The sequence below is a fragment of the Streptomyces sp. NPDC001914 genome (assembly GCF_042891215.1).
Classification (GTDB): domain Bacteria; phylum Actinomycetota; class Actinomycetes; order Streptomycetales; family Streptomycetaceae; genus Streptomyces.
Map to the genome: position 1 here is coordinate 1 of NZ_JBIASW010000026.1, position 19,373 is coordinate 19,373.

At 69.7% G+C, this 19,373-nt stretch carries 12 protein-coding genes; 6 read left to right on the forward strand and 6 right to left on the reverse strand.

Translation table 11 applies throughout. The annotated features are described in order from the left end of the window. The first annotated feature begins 80 nt into the window (after window positions 1–80). A complete protein-coding gene (locus tag ACFYYF_RS39095) occupies window positions 81–698 on the forward strand; it encodes a hypothetical protein (protein WP_388783640.1) in 618 nt (205 codons plus the stop codon). Between the two features lie 179 nt (window positions 699–877). Beyond that, entirely contained in the window at window positions 878–1,822 is a 945-nt protein-coding gene (locus ACFYYF_RS39100) for a serine/threonine-protein kinase (protein WP_388783643.1), read from the forward strand. A 33-nt stretch (window positions 1,823–1,855) separates the two neighbouring features. Here the strand turns inward: ACFYYF_RS39100 and ACFYYF_RS39105 are convergent, their stop codons facing one another. Next, window positions 1,856–4,114, reverse strand: coding sequence for a UvrD-helicase domain-containing protein (locus ACFYYF_RS39105; RefSeq protein WP_388783646.1), 2,259 nt, complete (start codon window positions 4,112–4,114; stop codon window positions 1,856–1,858). After that, entirely contained in the window at window positions 4,111–11,010 is a 6,900-nt protein-coding gene (locus tag ACFYYF_RS39110; protein WP_388783649.1) for a DEAD/DEAH box helicase, read from the reverse strand. Before ACFYYF_RS39110 ends, ACFYYF_RS39105 begins: the two co-directional genes overlap by 4 nt. A 405-nt stretch (window positions 11,011–11,415) precedes the next feature. On the opposite strand from ACFYYF_RS39110, the gene ACFYYF_RS39115 reads away from it, so the two are divergent. Together ACFYYF_RS39115 and ACFYYF_RS39120 are read left to right on the forward strand one after the other, a co-directional pair. After that, window positions 11,416–13,110: a hypothetical protein gene (locus tag ACFYYF_RS39115; RefSeq protein ID WP_388783651.1), complete on the forward strand. Its 1,695-nt coding sequence runs from the start codon at window positions 11,416–11,418 to the stop codon at window positions 13,108–13,110. Continuing rightward, window positions 13,107–13,544, forward strand: a complete 438-nt coding sequence (locus tag ACFYYF_RS39120; protein ID WP_388783654.1) for a hypothetical protein — start codon at window positions 13,107–13,109, stop codon at window positions 13,542–13,544. Before ACFYYF_RS39115 ends, ACFYYF_RS39120 begins: the two co-directional genes overlap by 4 nt. Before the next feature lie 243 nt (window positions 13,545–13,787). Here ACFYYF_RS39120 and ACFYYF_RS39125 read toward each other — a convergent pair whose 3' ends face one another. The 4 genes from ACFYYF_RS39125 to ACFYYF_RS39140 form a co-directional block, all read right to left on the reverse strand. Continuing rightward, complete coding sequence (locus ACFYYF_RS39125; protein WP_388783657.1) at window positions 13,788–14,414, reverse strand: DUF4276 family protein; 627 nt, start codon at window positions 14,412–14,414, stop codon at window positions 13,788–13,790. Further along, the gene (locus tag ACFYYF_RS39130) at window positions 14,411–15,832 is read right to left on the reverse strand and encodes an AAA family ATPase (RefSeq protein WP_388783660.1); all 1,422 of its coding nucleotides are present in this window, start codon (window positions 15,830–15,832) and stop codon (window positions 14,411–14,413) included. The genes ACFYYF_RS39125 and ACFYYF_RS39130 overlap by 4 nt, the downstream gene beginning before the upstream one ends. 111 nt (window positions 15,833–15,943) lie before the next feature. Beyond that, entirely contained in the window at window positions 15,944–16,369 is a 426-nt protein-coding gene (locus ACFYYF_RS39135) for an ATP-binding protein (protein WP_388783663.1), read from the reverse strand. Between the two features lie 233 nt (window positions 16,370–16,602). Next, window positions 16,603–17,724 carry a hypothetical protein gene (locus ACFYYF_RS39140; RefSeq protein WP_388783666.1) on the reverse strand — a complete coding sequence of 374 codons (1,122 nt, stop codon included), beginning with the start codon at window positions 17,722–17,724 and terminating at the stop codon, window positions 16,603–16,605. A 546-nt stretch (window positions 17,725–18,270) separates the two neighbouring features. Between ACFYYF_RS39140 and ACFYYF_RS39145 the strand changes: the two genes are divergently transcribed. Both ACFYYF_RS39145 and ACFYYF_RS39150 read left to right on the forward strand, forming a co-directional pair. Next, window positions 18,271–19,086, forward strand: coding sequence for a Scr1 family TA system antitoxin-like transcriptional regulator (locus ACFYYF_RS39145; RefSeq protein ID WP_388783668.1), 816 nt, complete (start codon window positions 18,271–18,273; stop codon window positions 19,084–19,086). Further along, complete coding sequence (locus tag ACFYYF_RS39150) at window positions 19,083–19,289, forward strand: DUF397 domain-containing protein (RefSeq protein WP_388783670.1); 207 nt, start codon at window positions 19,083–19,085, stop codon at window positions 19,287–19,289. Before ACFYYF_RS39145 ends, ACFYYF_RS39150 begins: the two co-directional genes overlap by 4 nt. The last annotated feature ends 84 nt before the right edge of the window (window positions 19,290–19,373 follow it).

A 19,373-nucleotide genomic window follows, 5' to 3' on the forward strand; every position in this document is an offset into this window, starting at 1 on the left:
AGAGACATCGACAGCCCCCAAGAACTCGCCTGCACCACCATCCATCACCCAGAGAATCGCCTAATAACCAGGCAAGACAGATGAAAACGACCTCTCAGACGGCGTATGCGAAGGAGGAGTGGAACAGCCTCGCCAATCTCGCCTTCGTGACCGGCCAGACGAACAAGATGATCTCTGCCAAGCTGCCTGCCGAATACGCCGTGGGGATCGCGCCGGAGCGCTTGACCGAGCAGTGGATCCCCGACGACCCGGACCTGCGGTCCCTGGACCGATTCCCCGATTTCCTGGCCGCACGCAGGCGCTTGCTGGCCGAAGTGCTCAACCAGATGCTGGGTCTTCCCTCGGGAGTCGGCCAGACCGACGGCCGGGACGTCGACGAGCTGCCGGCCGACGAGGAGGTGATCGCGGAGGACACCTCCGCGCCCACTCTTGTCGGAGCGGAGGCGCAAGAGCTCCGCACGGAAAACGGCGTTGAGGTCCACGCCGTTTACGACGGTCGGCGTGTGGACGGCTACTACGACCCGTCCTCGCGAGGAGTGACCATTCCGTCCGGCCCCGGCCAGGGTGCGTACGAGAGTCCCAGCGGAGCGGCGGTCGCCGTCGTGATGGCCCTCAACCCGCACGTCAGACCGCAGCGCAACGGCTGGTCCTTCTGGTTTGTCACGGCGACGGGGAAGCTCCTACAGAGCATTCGTTAGCGGAGCACCCCTCTGTAGGCAGCGGTTGTTCGCGGTCCGGGTCGGCTCCTCCTTCAGACGGGTGCGTTCCGCCTCGATGAGCGGGCTGGTTGACTACTCTCGCGGGCTGTCAACGGTGAGCCACTGGTCGGACAGTCGTGCGCCGACATCACCGCTGGCGCTCATCGGAGGAAGTGAACGTGGAGCAGTTCGCCGGGGGCAAGGTTCTGCGCGGCAGGTACCGGCTGGACCGGATCCTGGGCAGGGGAGCCATGGGACAGGTCTGGCAGGGGACGGACGTCTATCTGGAGCGTCCTGTCGCGGTCAAGACCGTAGCCGCTGATCTCCTGGCCCTGCCGGACTGGCGCCCCACCGCCCTGGCGCGCTTCGAGAGGGAGGCCAAGGCCGCCGCCGGACTGGACCACGTCAACATCACCACCGTGTACGACGCGGCCGTCACCGAGGACGTCTGCTGCCTGGTGATGCAGCTCGTCGACGGGACGACCCTCGACAACGTGATCGACGCGGCCGACGACGGGCGCCTGCTCGTGCCCGCAGCCGCGGCCGCCGCCGCACAACTGTGCTCGGGGCTGTCCGCCGCACACGCGGTCGGGCTCGTGCACCGGGACCTCAAGCCGCAGAACGTCATGGTGCGTGGCAGCGGTCTGGTGAAGATCCTCGACTTCGGTCTCGTGAAGGTCCTCTCGGACGCCGACCCGCGGCTCACCATGACGGGGGAGACGCTCGGGAACGTCTCCTACGCCTCACCCGAACTGCTGGCCGGTGAGAAGCCGTTGGACGGTCGCAGTGACCTGTACGCGGTGGGATGCCTGCTGCACCACATGCTCACCGGCCGGCCTCCCTTCTCCGGCGAGGGCCCCGCCGAGCTGGTGACCCGGCATCTCACCGCTGCCCCGCCCCGGTTGGCCGACTGCGGCGTCGATGCCCCGGTAGCGCTCCAGGAACTGCTGCACGGATTGCTCGCCAAGCGTCCCGAGGACCGTCCCGGCGACGCGACGGAGGTCTATGCGGCCCTCGCCCCGTTTCTGCCGGCCCCCGATCCGGCACTCGCGACCCGCAGGATGCCGCCAGAGGACCCCCGGCGGCCCTTCATCGTGCCTCAGGGGCCGGTCGTGCCGCGTTAGCCGAGGCGAGCCGCGGCACGATCCCAGCTTCGGTCAGGCCGCGGCCGGCGGCCGCACCCTGATCAGCTCCTGGAGGAACGGGCTCGGCTCCCCGTGCCAGAAGACGTCCAGACTGTCCCGGGCACGAGTGGCCGCCACGAAGAGCAGCGACCGCGCGCGCTGCATCTCCGTCCGGTACCGCGCCGGGTCGGTGGTACGTCGCTGCCGGACACTCGCGCGTGGCACCAGCCCGTCGGTCACCCCGGCGATGATCATGCGCTGGTACTCGAGCCCCTTGAACCGGAACATGGTGCCGATGTGGACGCCGGTGTCGCCGCGGGGGCCGTCCGGGCCGATCTCCATTGCCCGAATGCCATGCTGGGCCAGCGTGTACGCGGTTTCGCTCGCCATGTCGTTGGTCGGAACGGCGATGGCGATCTGCTCGTGCGGCACCTGGCCCCAGGATTCGATCAGCGCGGCGATGGCCTCCCGCTCGTCGGCCCAGTCGCCCAGCCTGTGCAGGTCGGGCACGCCGCCGCTGAGCACGGACCGGTACCCGGCCAGCGTCTCGCTGCCGCCGTCGAGGTCGTCGTACATCTCGTCGCCGAGAACGTTCAGCGCGGTGCGCAGGATCTGCCGGGTGGTGCGATAGCTGAGCGACAGCTTCGACGACCGGCCGCGGATGTTGATGCCGAGGCTGCCGAGCGTCACCTGGTTCTTGTAGATGCGCTGGTGGGTGTCACCGACCAGGAAGAGGTCGTTGCGGTCGGCGGCGGTCATCGCACGCAGCATCTTCCAGTGTGCGGGCCGCAGGTCCTGGGCCTCGTCCACCACGATGTGCCGGTACCGGTAGCGCAGCCAGCCGCCCGAACCGTCGGCCACGTGGATGTTGTCGAGGCCGCCGGCCTCGTCGCGCTGCCGGTCGAGGGCCTGGATACGCCGTGCGCGGTCAGTCTCCAGCTGAGCCGCCCGCTCCGCGATCTGATCCCATGTCTGGACCTCGAGCCGGTCCAGGCGCTGGGCGAACCGCTCGGCGAGCTGCCAGATCTCGGCCCGCTCGGACCGGCTGACCGTGCGCCCGCGACCGGCACGGCGTGCCCGGAAGTAGTCGGTGCGGGAAGTGACGGCCTGACCGAGGATCACCTGGGTCCACTCGTCGTGCAGGAACTCCGCGTCCCAGGCGTCCTCGCCGAGCTCGTCCAGGAGCGAGCGCCATTCGCGGACCGCCTGCGCCTCGTCGATGATCCGCTTGCGATTGCCGGGCTCCGCCTCCCGGACCGTGCGCAGAGCGAGCTGGTCGACGTGACTGATCTCGACCCGCGACAGCAGCGACTCGCCGCCCAGGGCGAGCAGCCGCGACCGCAGGTCCGCCGCGAGGTTCTTGTTGTACGTGGTCAGCAGGACGGGCTTGTTCCGGCCGGCCGGGAGCCGCTCGACCAGGTGCTTGACCCGGTGCAGCGCCACGATCGTCTTGCCGGTGCCGGGCCCGCCGCCCACCCGGGCCGGACCGCTGTAGTCCCGCGAGACGAGCTTGGCCTGCGTAGGGTGCAGGAACACCTTCCAGCGCCCGAAGTCCTCGCCCTCCAGCGCCTCCCGCAGCGCGTCGTCGGTCGTGGTGACGATGGTTGCGGGACGTTCGGCGGCGGCCCGGAAGTCCTCGGGGTCCACGTGATCCGGTGCCGCGACGGGAGCGGTGACCTGCTCCAGGACGTCGTCGTACTCCTTGCCGTCGTACAGCGCCAGCAGCACCTCGCCGGAGAGCTGCGGCGCGTACTCGACGAGGCCGAGGAGCTGGTCCTCGGTGGTCAGCGCGGCGACGACCGGGACGAGGGACGGGGCCACACCCAGATCGGTGAGCTGCTCTTCCGACCACTTCGCGAACAGCGGCCGCGGAGCGGCCGGCTCGGCGGGTGTGGCAGGTACGGCCGGTTCGGCGGTCTGCGGGGCCGGGGGAGTGAGTACCTCCTCCTGCACGACCTGCAGGTCCACGTACTCGATGCCGCCGGTGATGCGGTTGACCGAGTACGTGAGCCGGTCCAGGTGCGCGTACACGTCCTTGCGGTGCTTCACCGAGACGATCAGCCAGTCGTCGTCGGCTAGGCGCAGCAGCAGCGCCCGGTACTCGTCGTTGACGCGCGCCGAGTGCAGCTTGTCGTGCCCCTGCAACTGCTTGAGACGCAGTCCCGCGGAGTCGGGGTTGGTCTTGAACTTGTGCTGGAAGTCGTAGATCGCACCCTTGACCGGCCGGGGGAGCTTGAGGATCTCCCGGTCCGCCTTGTCGAGCAGGCGCAGCGTCACGTTCTTGCCGGTCACGGTTGTCCGTTCTCCCCGTTCTCAGTGATGGTGCCGTCGATCGGGGGACGTCCCCGGTCGCCGGACTGTGGTGCGCTGACGAGGCGATCCGCGATGTCACGGGCGGTCCAGTCGGCGGCGGACCGCACCTCCCAGCCCGCCGCCTCGAACGCCCGGTCGCGGTCGGCTGCCTCCGGATCCTCGTCCTCACCCTCCGGCAGGCGCGGGGCAAGGACGACACCGACGCGTGCGGCGGGCCAGGCGAGCTCGGCCAGCCAGCCGTTGTCGTCCAGCTCGTAGCCGTCCTCGGGAACCGGGGCGCCGAGTGCGGCAAGAGCCTCGGCGAGTGCGAGCAGGCCGGGCTCGTCCGGGTCGAGATATCCGACGACACGGTCCCATGCCGTGTCCCGGGCGCCGGTGGCGGGCTTCTTCGCCGCGGCCGGGACCTGTGGCGGGGGTACGACGGTCTCGGCCCGCGCAGGGGCGGTGTCGGCAGTCGCGGCTTTGGCGAGCGTGGCGCGGACACTGTCCAGGACGCCGCTGCCGCCCGTGACCGCCAGCGTCTCGACAGGGAACCCGTCGAGGAGGGAGGCCGTGAGCTGGACGGCGTCACCTCCGCCGCCGTCCAGGAACTGGAGCAGGTTGGACCAGTACAGCCAGGCCCGCCAGCGGCGCTTGTGAGCTTCCTCCTGGGCATGCACGCCCGGCGTGTCGTCGAGGAGACAGACACCGGTCCACGCGGGGGGCTTCACCCGGCCGTCCGCGGCGAGGACCAGGGGCAGTCCCGAACGGTCGTTGACCGCGAACAGCTGCACGGGGCCACTCGGCCCCGTGGGCTTTCCGCCGCGCAGCGCGAGCGCGATCTGCTCGCCGAGCACCTCCGGCGGCAGCGCGACGGGACGTGTTCCGCCGCCGATGAAGCCGGCCAGGGCCGCCTCCGCCCGCCACTGCCAGCGCTCGGCGTGCGGTCGGCGCAGATACTCCACGAGCTGCACGGCCGGGTTGACCCACACGGTCTCCGAGAGTTCACCGGGCAGCCCGCCCCGCACCCTGGCGTAGTAGTCGCGGGCCTTGCCCCGTGCCTGGTCGCCGTACGGCTCCCACACGGGGTCGGCCGGGCCGGCGCCCGCGTAGCCGGTGTCCCGGACGCGGCGCTGCCATTCCCGCACGTCGCCGTAGGTGAGCTGGAAAACCCTGAGGCCCTCCGCGCGCAGTCGGGTGCGCTTGTCCGCGTCGTCGCCGACCCGGTTGTGCTCCCGGCCGGCGTGGAACTCGTAGCCGTCCAGGTAGAGCGCCACGCGCGGGCCGGGCGCGTCGACCCGTTCGAAGAGGACGTCGGGGCGGGTGCCGTCGAGGACGCGCTGCTGCGACACGCGCCAGCTCAGCGTGGTGCCATCGGCGGCGGTCAGCCGCAGGTCGAGCGCATGGGTACCGGCCGGCGTTATGTACGCGTCGCCGCTCGCGTGGCTCTCCGGGAGCGCGGCCCATTCCCGCAGCGTGTCGATGAAAAGGACTTCGAGGTCGCTCTCGGCCTGCCGGTGCATCGGGATGTGCTGGGTGGTGGCGACGGGCGAGGTGTGCCAGCGCTCACCGTCCGCACCGAGCAGTTCGTCCAGCATCTGCCGGACCTCGTTGCGGCTGACCTTGTCGTAGTCGGCCGGGGGGACGCGGCGCAGCAGGCAGCGGTGGCAGCCGTCGAGCCCCTTCTCCAGACAGCCGCAGCCCTCGATCACCTCACGGGCTTTCAGCAGGACCTCGCGGAAGCCGTCGGAGGTCGCCAGCCGGTGCAGGTACCCGGTGCCGCCGGGCAGCCGGTCGTACACGACGAGGAACCGGCGCGGCCAGTCGCGGTCCTCGCCGTCCGGCATGGACGCGGCGGTGATGTCGATGTGGTCGGGGTCGCCGCCGTACCGGGCCGCGATGCCGGCGAACAACGCGGCGGTGAACGAGGCGAGCCGCTCCTTGGCCCGGGCCACGGAGGCCGGCAGCAGGATGCGCACGGCCTCCGTCGACAGCTCGTGCGCCAGCAGCAGCGGTACGTCCGTACCGGCGCCCTGCTCCTCGCCGCTGCCGCGCAGGCGACGGCGTGGGCACCAGAGCTGGTGGTGGGCGCTCGCGCGGGTGGAGCGGGCGAGCGAGGCGGTGAGCGCGTGCTGCGACTGGTCGACGACCGGCCGCCCGTCGGCCGTCGCCCCACCGCAACTCGTGCACACGTAGAACGGGTTCAGGCGCACATCGTCACCGGCCAGCGGAACGGTGCTGCTGCCGTCCTGCCGGTCGACTCCCAGGTTCAGGGTGCGGACGACTGCCTTGCGCGTGAAGTCGGCGCCGAAGACAGCGGTGTCGTGCCGCCACGAGCCGGCCGCCAGGTGCGCCGGGTCGATGTCGACCGTGGTGAGGACCGCGTACCGCTTCCGGTCCCGCTCGTCACGGTCGTCCCGCACCCGGGCGTCGTCCCGCTTGTCCCGGGACATCACCCGCCGGGGCTCCAGCACGTGGTGCACGCAGCCCGCGTCGGCGATCTCCCGGGAACCGCACCGGGGGCACGGCGAGGTGTCGTTCTTCGGGTCGCCGTGCGTGCGCGCGTATCCGCAGGCCGGGCACAGGCGCCACACCGCCCAGGCGCGCCGCTCCGGGCTGCCGATGTCGAGGGCGCGCACGACGTGCCGGTAGCCGTTGACGTAGAAGCTGTTGCCCGGTGCGAGTTCGGTCAGGGACAGCTTGCGGGAGCGCTCGTAGTCGCGCACCTCGCTGCGGTACACCCACTCCCGGCGCTCGTCGTCGCCCTCCGGGGCCTCCTGGCCCTCGTCGTCCCCGGCGGCCTCCTTCCAGTAGAGGGTGGCCTCCAGCGAGGTCGTCGTGTCGGTGAGGCTGTAGTTGGGCAGCAGACCCAGTTCGACGAGGGTGCCGTGCGCGCTGGTCTGACTCAGCTCGCGCAGCAGCTCGCCCGTGGCACGCCGCTCCGCGAGCAGCTCGCGCCGCTCGGCACCCTGTTCACGGTCCTCGGCGAGCAGCCCGTCCACCGCCGTGTCGATGGCGGCGATGCGACGGCGCAGCTCCTCGCGGCGCACCGTCCACTCCTCCTCGGCCTCCTGGAGGGCGCGCGCGATGCCGCCGGTGGCGTAGGCGCGCAGTTCGTCCGCCGCGTGCGAGGACACCCCCCGGTCGTCGTCCGGGCCGCCGTGCGGCTGCGGGAACAGCGCCAGGAACTCCTCCACCAGCCGCGCCCCATGGGTGAGCGCCGCGTCCGACAGGTCCTGGCACCAGCCGGTCGTGCCGAACAGCGCCGACGACAGGCGCGGCACCGGCATGAGCGGCTCGCCGTCCGCCGTCGTCAGCTCGCCGCGGGCCGCCCGGTCCAGCAAGTGGGCCGTGTACTGGCGGCGCAGGATCTCGACGGCCGACAGGTAGCAGCCCGGCGGCACGATGTCGCCGGCGATCATCTCAGTCGGGTCGTCGAGGTAGTACCGATCGCGGGCTCGGCGTCCGCCGAAGGCGACCACCAGGGCGTTGCCGGTCCTGCGCCCGGCGCGTCCGGCACGCTGCACGTAGTTCGCCGGACCGCCCGGCAGCGAACCGAGCAGCACCGCCGACAGGTCGCCGATGTCGATGCCCAGCTCCAGGGTGGGCGTGCAGGAGAGCACGTTGGGGTCGGTGTAATGGGTGCCCTGCCGGAACGTACGCTCCACGCGCTCCCGTTCGGGCCGGGTCAGCATGCCGGTGTGCTCGGCCGTGACGACCCGGTAGGTGCCGCCGGTCAGGTACAGGCGGCGGTAGTAGTCGGTCCGGTAGTCGCGCTCCAGCTTCCCGCCGAAGCCGCCGCTGCCCGCTCCGGTCGACGACATGCCGTACTGGGGAGGGGTGAGCAGGCCGGTGCAGCGCCAGCGCGGGCAGGGGTGCCCGTACCAGCGGGTGCGCCGCTCGGGCGGCACGACCTGCTGCCACCCGCACTCCTCGCACGACACGAACGCCTTGTTGACCAGGTCGTCCGCCAGCAGCCGTACGTGGATGTGGCCCGGCTGCAACCCGTACACGCGGGTCGTACGGTCCTTGGCGGTCCGCGCCGACAGCACGCCCTCGTCCGCGAGGACGGGCAGCAGCCTGCGCAGGTACTCGGTCGACTGTGCCGCGTCCAGGCCGAGACAGCGCCGCGTCCAGTCCTGGTACCAGGTGCCACGACCGGTGATCGTGTCGAACTTCGACTTCTCCTTGGGGCCCGCGAGCAGAAACCTCGGCGGTGCCACGTACCCCTCGGGGAAGGCGGGCATGCCCTCCGGTCGCTGCCCGGAGATCAGGTACTGGTTGACGCCCGCTTCCCTGATCCAGGTGTCCAGCCATCGGTGCCGCACGCCGCCGCGCAGCCGCACCCGCTCCAGCAGCCCCCGCACGAATGCCAGGTACCGCTCGGACGTGGGCAGGCCGCCGTCCAGCCCCAACTGACCCGGCAGCGTGAGGTGCAGGTCGCGGGCGAGCGCCACGATCCGGTCCGGATCGGCGACCACCACCTCCGCGGCCGTGGTCCGGGTCAGCTCCAGCGTGCGCCCGAGCCGCGAGCGCAACCCGAACTCCATCACGGTCGCGAAGGCGAGCCGTTCACCGATGAGTTTCCAGGTCCGCGCGTCCCCGGTACCGCGTCCCGACAGCAGCCGGTCCACACCCGGTTCGTCGTGCAGGTCCGGCGGGACGACCGCGGCCAGCGTCTGCGGGTCGTCCACGGAGTCCAGGACCTCGCCGATGAGGTCGTTGAGCGGAACCGGCGTACCGGCGTCGTCCAGTTGGTGCGCCAGCAGCGAGCGCAGCGAGAACTTGTACGAGGCGTTGGCGACGTACCCGGCGCGGTGCGCCGCGTCCTGCGTGGAGTCGTTGAACAGCAGCGTCTTGCGCTCCTCCGGCGCCAGCGCGATCTCGTGGCCGCCGGTGAACAGCTGGGTGACGGTGACGGATGCCAGCGCTGCGAGCGCCGTGCCGAGGAACCTGATGCCGTTGTCCGTGTCGCAGGCCGGACAGGTGTCGTCCTTGGCGGCCTGGTCGGCGGTCTTTTTGTCCAGGATCGCCCGCGCGAACCACGCGTCCTGCAGCCCCTCCCCGTCCTCGGCGACCGGCAGGCGGTAGGTGCCCTGCGCCCCGTCCAGCACGACCACGGACTGGGGGTCGACACCACCGGCCTGCTTCGGCGCGGTGCCGGTGAGCGCCGCGAGGGCGTCCCGCGCCTCGGCCGGCGTCGCCGAGATGAAGTACCGCAGCCGCCGCTTGTCCCGCCCGACGGCCGCCGACCAGATCCGCTGCGGGCTCGTCTCGAGCTTCTGCGGATCGGCCTCCGGGGACAGCGCCGCCCAGCCCGAGCGGCCGCACCCGCGGCAATAGACCGCGGGCAGATGGGCCTGGGCCGGCCGCTGCACGGTGTCCGAACCCGGCAGCGCCTGTGGCCGGCGCGAGTCCGCCGTCGGCCACTCGTCACTGTCGGACGGGTCCTCGGAGGCGGATGCCGTGGTGAGAGCGGAGCGCCGCGCGATGGTCCGCTCGTCCTCGTACCAGCGGAACTCCGGCCGTACGCCCACTCCGCCGAGCATCCGGCTCACCGGACGGACCCACAGATGCGCCTCGATGTGCAGCAGCGGACGCGGCCTGCGCTCGTCGGACCAGGGATCCCGCGCGGACGACAGCAGCGCCACGAACCGCGACAGCGCCTCCAGTGCGAGCCGCGGGTTGTCCCGCGCGGTGCGCGCCCACGCGTACCCGAAGCGGGCCATGCGGTCCCGCAGTCCCCACTCGTCGAGCGGCTCGCCGTTCAGCAGCGCGAGCACGCCGTGGGTGAAGTCGTGTTTCTTCAGCAGCCGCCCGATCTGGAAGGCGTCCAGCCCGCGCCGCCCCAGCAGCCGCTCGGCGAGCCCGTCCAGGTCGAGGCGGTCGGGGTCGGACTCGATGTCCGGACCGCCTGAGACGTCGATGACCTCCTTGGGGCTGGGAGGCTCGGGCAGCTCGTAGTCGATGTCGCCGACGAAGTCGTCGGCACTCAGCCGCTCCTCGCCGATCACCGCGTCCGGACCGAACGGCACACCGAACACCTGCTCGGCGACGGTGAGGATGCCGCCGGTGTCGCCGCCGCCCTCGCCGAGGGTCGCCGAGGTCGCCACCGGGCAGATCGAACCGAGCGGCCGCTCCGGCTTCGAGGCGCCCACGGCCGCCGCCAGCCGCCGCAGCAGCATCGCCACGTCGGTGCCCTGCGCGCCGTCGTAGGTGTGGAACTCGTCCAGTACCACGTACGCCGGATCGGCCCCCTCCCACAGCGGCCGGTCCTCGGCCCGCTGCAGCAGCAGGTCCAGCATCTTGTAGTTGGTGATCAATACGTCCGGCGGAGACTGGCGCATCTCCTCGCGCCGGGTCATCACCCGCCGGAAGTCCGTGTCCGGCTTGTCGCCGATGTAGAGACCGGCCGTCACCTGGGCCAGTTCCGGCTGCGCCAGATAGTCGCCGATGCGGCCGGCCTGGTCGGTCGCGAGCGCGTTCATCGGGTACAGCAGCACGGCCTTCACCCCGCGCCGTCCCAGCGCCTTCTGCCGCCGGCAGTGGTCGAGCACGGGGATCAGGAAAGACTCGGTCTTGCCGGACCCGGTGCCGGTCGTCACGAGCGTGGGCTCGGCCGCCCCCCGGTACGTGCTCAGCCGCTGCCACGCCTTCGCCTGGTGCCGCCACGGAATGAACGAGGGCTGCCACTCGAGCGCCGACCGCCATGCGTCGTCGGCGGGGTGGAACGGCGTCCTGATCCGCAGGTACGGCCCCCGGAAGATGCCCGTCTCCGGGTCCCCGAGGAACCGCTCCAGCGCGAGCCGTGTGTCCTCATCGGCCAGCGCGTACGTCGTCGTGAGGTACTGCGTCAGACTGCCGCGGAGCTGCGCGGCGGCCAGGGTGGGCTTCACGAGGACCTTTCGGGCAAGTCGGATTGCATCGACCGCCCGTGCCTGACACCGCGACAGCGGGTGAAGGCGAGTGGCGATCAGCGTCAAAAATAACGCCCACCTCCGACATCGGCACCCACCTGGTCGAATCTCGAACTTCGGCTGCGAACCATGCAAGAGGAATAGGGCACCGGCTCGGTGATGCCGATGGCCTGAAACACATCACCGGATCGCCCGCCCCCTTCTGCGGTGACCCTTCAACCACCAGTCTGTCTCCACCGTGGGGGAGCCGAGGGGGCGTGCGCGTTGGGACTGGGGACCGATTTCGAGCGGGTGGAGGAGAACACCGGCGAACCGGGCAGGAAGTCGAGCGCCCCACCGCCTCCGCGGAGACCGCGATGGACGGCCCTGCGCAAGGAACCGGTCATGCCGCTGCCGGGCGACGACCCGGTGGCGGACCAGCGCGCGGGGAAGAATGCCCCTCGCGAGAAGAAGGAGCCGCGCCGACCGGAGACCTCGGACGTGACCGGCTGGTTCTGCGCCGCCCCGTACCTGCGCGACGACCACGCCGAGAGGCTGGCCCGCTGGGTCTCGCGCCATGCGACCGCCGTGCCGCGCCTGACATGGATCTTCCTCACCCGGCGCGACCGGGAGAAGCGGGAACGAGCGCTGCGGGCCGTCGTCGAGGACCTGCGGCCGGTGGACACCCAATGGCCGGTGTTCCTCGGCCACGACTACGTCCGGTGGGTGCGCCGTCGTGTCTCCCGAGGGCGTCCCGTCCCGCCGCACGGCTTCCACCTCACCCCGGTCCTGCAGAGCGCGGCCACCGCGGAGAGCCTCACCCTCCTCAGGCGGGTGCTGCTCGTCATGGTCCTGGCTGGCGCGGCTGTCACCGGTTGGATCACGGGCTTCGCCCTGGTGCTGCCCGTTCTGGTGGGGGGCGCGTGGGCCGTGTGTTACCTGGACCGCCTTTACGCCTACGCGCGGTTCCGCCGGGCGCGCTGGACAGCCCGGCGCCCTGCCCGGGACCTGCGCTGGTGGATAGGGCCCCGGCGTCGCCGCGTGCTGCGCCGGGAACCGCCCGAGCGCGACGGACTCGTGGTGCCGTACGCGCTGCGTCTGCGGGGCGGCACCGAGCCCCGACACCACCTCGTGGGCGCGGGCACCCTGTGGTCGGACGACGCCATCGGCATCGACGTCATGGCGGCGGACGACCAGAACGGCACGCAGGACGAGACGGAGGAGGAGAAGATCATCCGCCGTACCTTCCGCAGCGTCGAGGAGATCGTGCACGGCAGGAAGGACCGCTCCTTCACCGACTTCACGCCCGACGAACTCCACCGCCATGTCGCAGGCGAACTGACGGAACTGCTCGACAAGCGGCCCGCCTACCACCCGGACAACAGACTCGATGTCTTCGACGTGGCCGCCGTCTCCGCCGAACGCTGGAAGGACATCACCGACTCCGAATGGGAGTCCCTCCTCGTCCTCGCCCGGCACGGCACCGGCGCGGACGGTGCCAACACGGCCCCCAAAGAGGCCCGCCGAATGCTGTGCACCCGGATCGTGTCCTGGGACGGCGAACTCGTCGCAGCGCTGTACGTCAGCTTCGCCTACGAACACCACTTCCTGCGCATCACCCTGCGCTCGCAGGTCATGAACCCGGTCCACCCGACGCTCCGCACCGGTATGAGGACGGCGCGGCGCGGTGGGGGCGCATGGCACGCCCGTACGGTGTTCAACGCGCTGCTGGACGTCTTCACGCTCGTCAACCGCCTGCGCGCGCCGCTGCATTCACGCCGTCCGCCGATGGACCCGGGCGACGGACCGGTGAGCCTGCGCGAGGTGTACTCCTCGCACTTCATGGACGACATGCTCCAGTACGACGACGCCCGCAGGTACGTGGACTGGATGCAGCGCTGCGTCTTCCGAGCGGCCCTCGGGTTCCTCCAGGAGCACAACGCCGACATCAGCGCCTTCGTGCAGCAGGCCACGTACATCCTGCAGAACAGCGGCGTCATCAACTCGGGCGTCATGGGCGACGTGCAGAACCAGCCCGGTGCCCGCAACTCCACGACCACCATGACCCGGACACCGCCGGCCCAAGGAGACACACCGTGAACCTGTTCCGCCGCGATGACGACGCGTCCGACGACGAGGTCGAGAGCGAGCCCGGGAACGCCGAGCAGACCGCCCGCAACTACAACTCCGGTGTCATCAACCACGGTTCCGCCGGCAACATCCAGAATCAGCCGAACGCCAGGAACTCCCACCAGAGCATCGTGACTGCGTCGGAACCCGAGGCTGTCGACCGCTGGGCGCGGACGATGGACGAGCTCGCAGCCGCTCTCACGGCGGAACGGAACAAGGTCACCGACGCCGTGACGTGCGAGGCACTGGTCGGTGTGCTCCGAGACCAGCAGGTCACCCAGGAACCGGACCGCAGCGCGGCGGGCGCGATGCTCAACAAACTGAGGACCTTCTGCGGCGATGCGAACAACGTTCTGACCGTGATCAGCACGGCGCTGGGGCTGCTGGGGCTCGCGGCGGGCTGAGCGCAGAACGTACGAAGGTCAGGTCCAGTCCGACAGGTCTCCGACGAAGTCCTCGTACGAGCGGCTGCATCACGACGCGTCGAGGGCGCGGGAGGACTTCCGGAGCACCTTCTCGGCAGGCACAGCGTTCGGGGGCACTTGAGGAAGATCGACGGTGATGCGTCCCCAGAAGCAGTCGATGCCTTCCGTCGCGACTACGATCTCGCACGTCTCGTCGGCAGCAACGTTCTGTGCCGCGTGCTGTCATGCTTGATCGAGCGCTGCTCTGAGATCGGCCATGAAAGCCTGCCAGGATGTCAACTTGGACACCGGCCCGTAGGGGTCCAGGGCTTCCAGGAGCTTGTGCCGGTGCCTGGGGAAGCGGCTGCGGAACGTGGCCAGACGGCGTCCGGAGACACCACTCGCCGTCGCCAGGGTCTGCTGCAGGAGTTTCTTCGGGTCAGTGATCCGCTCGGCGGCGCTTCCGTTGGGCAAGTCGAGACTCATTCGCCCACGAGGGTTTCCCGCGACCCGGCGGATGGCCGCTTCGTCGAGGAGCAACCAGGCTTCCAGGGCCCGCACCGGTACAACCGCTATGTGAGGGCGGCCAGACCATTCAGAGGTCACGGCCTCGGCCACCTCCTCGTACCGCTTGTGCGGAGATCCCCCGTCGGCGTCCCGGTGCACGATCACCAGGTCGTAGTCATCACCCAGACTCCGTACCGCGCGGAGCTTGTCCGCCACGGCATGACAGTCGGTCAACCCGAGGCGACCGAAGTCAGGAGCGGTCACCACCGCCTGCACACCGACTTCTGCCGCCACCGTCTCGACGTGTGGCACCAACCCGTTGTCACTCGTGCCTTCGCCGGTGAAGAGGATGCGCAGGGTCACGCCGCCCCCATGTCGAGCGTGATCTGAGCCCCAGGCGGAGTGGTGAGGTACGGAAGAATGTCTGCCTTGGTGACGTAGTCGCGTCTTCCGTCCGTGACGCGCCACGTGCCCTCCAGCGGGCGCAGCCGAAGGCCGTGGGTCAGTCTGCCGTCCTCCGTCCGCTGCATGGTCGCATCCGCGAAGAGCAGGTCGTCGGGGGAGACGAGCTGAACGACTCCGGGGGAGTGGGTGTTGATGAGGACCTGCCGAAAGGGATTGTCCGGTCCGGGTTCTTCGCCAGGGTGGACCGCGAGTTCCTGGACCAGTTCCACCATAGGGTTGAGGTTCGCCGGATGGATGCCGTTCTCGGGTTCCTCCATGCAGATCAGACCGCGCACGGTGGGATCTTCGAGCAGCACACACAGCGCGAGGAAGCGAAGTGTGCCCTCGGACAGGCTTCGCGCCGGCAACAGCATCCCGTCCGCCTCCCGGACCTGGACCGTCAGCAACTGGCGTACCTCGTCCTGGTCCACTCCGAGCTCGCGGACCTGTACTCCGGTGAGATCCGACAGCCGACCGGCCACGCGTGCATACACCTGGTCGGGATCTGTCTCGGGCAAGGTGTGCGCGACCCTGTAGAGAGCGGCCGGCAGGTGTGAGCCGTCGACGTCCATGCTCTGGGAGTCCATATATCGGTCAGCGCTGCGCAGGGCGGAGGGCTCGAGCGCGAGCCTGCGCCACGACTCCATCTCCCGCCTTGCCGCGAGGATCGTCGGGTCGTCGCTCGACGTGATGGTCGAGACGACCGTGGCCGGGGCACGTGAAGCCGCTGCGGGCTTGGGCTGACCGCGGCTGCCGCCGTCTTGGTGGATCTTGACGATGGGTTCACCGGACGATGCGTCCGTGTCGGTGGAGATGTAGGGCGCGCCGCTGCGGTGCCCGATGATGACCTCGTTGCGGAAGCGGCCGGCACTGTGGGGGAAGCGGAGATGGTTCTTGGCGGCTCCCTTGGTGATGTGGTGCAGGTTCTCGCGAAGCAGCGTCAACCGGCCGAAGCGGTCGAGCCCGGAGGGCTCCTGATAACCGATCTCCAGCTCGTAACGCAGGAAGGAGGTCGTCGGTTTGGCAACCCGCCCGAAGTCGTCCTCGATCACCGGCGGGACGATCATCTCGGCAGCGAAGCGCATGCGATGCTGCCCGGACTCGTACCCCTTCCAGAACAGGTCTCTCGGATCGCCGTGACGCTCGCCGTGCACCCCTCGGACCTCCTGTGCGGCCTCCATCATGGACCGGTCGGCAAGGAGGGAGAGGAACTGGATAGCGTCGAACACGTTCGATTTACCGGTTCCGTTTTCCCCCGCGATACAGGTGAACGGTCCGAATTCGATGGACAGGTCCAGCAGGTTCTTGAACCCGTCGACCTCCAACCGGGTCAGCATCGGTCCTCCGTGGCGTCTAACTTCCACGCGTGGTCGATTATCGACCACGCGTGGAACATCGTGGCCCAGCGTATCCGGGACGGCCGACATCGGGGCGCGCACTTGGTGCGGTCATTCCGCCGAAGGGCGGGACGCGCTCAGCGACGCCCACACCGTCTTGCCGGGGCCGGAGCGGCGGTCGGTGACGCCCCAGTCGTCGGCTAGGGCGGCGACGAGGAGCAAGCCGTAGCCGGACTCGGACTCGGACCCGGACTTGGCGTCGGGGGCCGTGGGGGTGGTGACGGCGGGCCGGCGTTCCGCGCGGGTGTCGGAGACCTCCAGGCGCAGCCGCCCGCGGTCCGGTTCGGCGGTCAGCCGGACGTGGAAGTCCCGGCCGGGGACGCGTCCGTGTCGTACGGCGTTGGCGCAGAGCTCGGCCGTGATCAGGGTCAGTGTCTCGTTGACGTGGCTGTCGTAGGGGTGCCCCCAGGCGTCCAGGCAGTGCGAGACGAACAGCCGGGCCAGGCGGGCGCCTCGTGGGGTGGAGGTGAAGGCCATGGCGAACTCGGTGGCGCCTGTGGGGCCAGGGGGTGGGGAGAGCGGGGTGTGTATGGGCTCAGCGTCGCGGCCGTGCCGGGCCCGCCACCAGGAGCGACGCTTGTACGGGAGTGTGCTGTACACGAGGCGGCGGGCCGCTGGTGAGGGTGTGGTGTCGACTCGCCGGAGGATGCCGGTTCCGGCTGCGTCGAGTGGTTCCCGTGGCGGACTGCCACCTCGTACCGTGTCCGGTGTCAGACCCGGCAGCAGCGATCCCGAAGCTCGGAGATGACGGCCTTCTCGCGCGAGTTGATGTCACCGTCGACAGCGGCCACCCGGTCGGCCGCGTCGAGGACGTCGCTCAGATCCCCCGGCTCGGCGTCTATGCGCTGCCACACGTCGTCGGGGTCGATGTCGACAAGACGGGCGAGCTGTTCGTCGATCACCTGGTGGTGCTCTCGGACCAACCGCACCAGGTGCCGCATCAACAGCGCCTCGTCGTCGGCTATCTTGCGGTTCGCCCTGATGACGAGCCACGCGACCCACAGCATCAACTGCGGGTGCCGACTCCGCTTGCTCAGGTTCTCGGCGAGTTCGATTATCCGCGCCTCGTTCCGGAAGACGGCCTGCGCGTGCCGGCCGGCGAGAAGCGTGGTGTAGCGGTTCAGCAGGACGGCGAGGGGGACGCCGACCAGGGGAATACCGATCTTGATGACGTTGCGCTGGAGGAGGTGCTTCCCGACGACGGGGAGCGCCCTCCCGGCGGTGATCGCCGATCCTGAGTAGAAGCGCTTGACCAACGGTCGCACCAGGGCCGGAACCGCTTTGACCACCGTCTTGTTGGCCGCTTCCCCGCTCTTGATCGTGAAGGCCACGCGGATGAGCTTCCACAGGTCCTCGGGGTCGTGCACGTCGAGCGGGACCCGGTAGAGCACGGAGATGTCGTAGGCCAGGCGAAGCTGGAGCTGGCTGATGAACGCGACGTCGACCATCATGGTCGCCACGGCCGCGGGGACGGTCGCGGGTGAGGCGCCCCCGAGGCTTCCGATGGTGGCGGCGACGGTCGCCGTGTAGGCGCCGGCGGAGAGCCCGCCTTCGAGCGCGGCGTACCGGGCCGCCATCTTGATCCGCTGGTCGACGATGGCGTCCGGGGGTACGCCCTCGTACCGCTCCTGGAAGTACTGCCAGTCGACCTTCTCGGTGTACGAGTTCATGGCATGGGCGGCGAGCTTGGTGAACCAGTTGCCCGACTTGATGTCGTCCGCGCTCAGACCCTTGATGAACTTCTTGAGCTCGGCCTGCTCCTCCTCGACGACCTTCCGGTCGGCCTCGTCGTCCCTGCCGATTTCGGCAGCGTCCGTCGTAGCTTGGGCCATGGCGAGTTCCCCCCGGGCGGTTCGGCGAATAGCCAGGTCGCGAGGTTCAGATGACCCCGCTGACGTCTCAACACGGTGACTCGGCAAGCGGCACGTCGGCCGACGGATGTCACGTTGAGCTGCACCTTAGCGTGTTGGCATGCCGTTGATGTGGGTGTTTCGACCTTCGTCATGACTGCCTTCGCCGCGGCGAACCGAGTCGCGCCTCAGGCAACTTGGAGTTGGTTCGAGGCCGTGAAGGGCAACGCGTCGGCCGCCTTCACCGCCTCGTCCGTAGCGAGCCCCTCCGCAACTTCCGTCTCCCACCGGGCTTCGAGCAACGACACGGGGTTCCTGGAGTGGTGGTGAGTTGCGCGGGTGCGTGTGTACAGGTGGGTGCTGTACGCCGGGGAGGGGGCCGGTACGCGGTGCGGGGGAAGCGGTGCCGAATCGGGGGACGGATACGGTGCGTGTCCTTATGGTGGGCGGAGGGTGAGGGGTGTGCGCCGTGCAGGAAGCATCTGTACCGGCGTTTCTGGGCGGGCGGGGCGAGAGGGGAAGGAATCGTTGACGGGGAACGGTGAGAGCGAGACGGGCATCATTCGGTGCTTCGGGCAGCAGGTACGGCTGCTGCGGACGAGCCGGGGGCTGACGCGGGTGGAGTTGGGCGCGAAACTCGGGTACAGCGAGGACATGGTTACGTCGGTGGAGTTGGGGCGGCGGATCCCGAAGCCGGATTTCATCGACCGGGCGGATGCTGTGCTGGAGGCCGGCGGTCTGCTGATGGTGATGAAGGAGGAGGTGGGGCGGGCTCGGTATCCGGCGTTCTTCCGGGATGCGGCGAAGTTGGAGGCGGAGGCGGTTGAGCTGCATGTTTATGCCAACCAGGCCGTGCCGGGGTTGTTGCAGGTCGGGGAATACGCACGGGTGGTGTTCGAGATGTGGCGCCCCCTTCTGGACGAAGAGACCGTGAACCAGCGTGTAGCCGCCCGGTTGGCTCGCCAGGAGGTCTTGTCCCGTAGGCATATGCCGACGATCAGCTTCGTCATTGAGGAGAGCACCCTGCGGCGGCCGCTGGGAGGCAGCGCGGTGATGCGGGCTCAGCTGGAGCAGATCCTTCTTTGCGGCCAGCAGCGCAACGTCGAGATCCAGGTCATGCCGACCGACCGGCGCCAACATGCCGGGATGGGAGGTCCGTTCACCTTGATGGAGACGAGCGAGGGCCAGAGGATCGCTTATGTGGAGGTGAACGAGCACAGCCACCTCTACAGTGAACGGCCGGTTGTCCGGGGGTTCGAGGAGCGGTACGGCATCTTGCGAGCGCAAGGCCTCACGCCCTCGGAGTCACTGGCATTCGTCCAAAAGCTGTTGGGAGACCTATGAACACGGAAGACGCGAGCCTCCAGCCTCGCTCGGAACTGCCTTGGCTCACGAGTAGTTACAGCAGTGGCGCGGGCGGCGAGTGCGTTGAAGTTGCTGTGGAGGCTGCCGCCGCTCATGTGCGTGACTCGAAGTGCGTGGCGCAGGGAGGGCCTGTGCTGAGGGTCGGCTCGGTGGCGTGGTCGGCGTTGCTTCAGGCGATGTGAGCGTGTTGGTGTCGTAAGTCAGCCGCCCCATGGCTGGTCGAGCGCAAACGTACAGCCGCTTGCGAGGTGGGCGCTTCTCTCAAG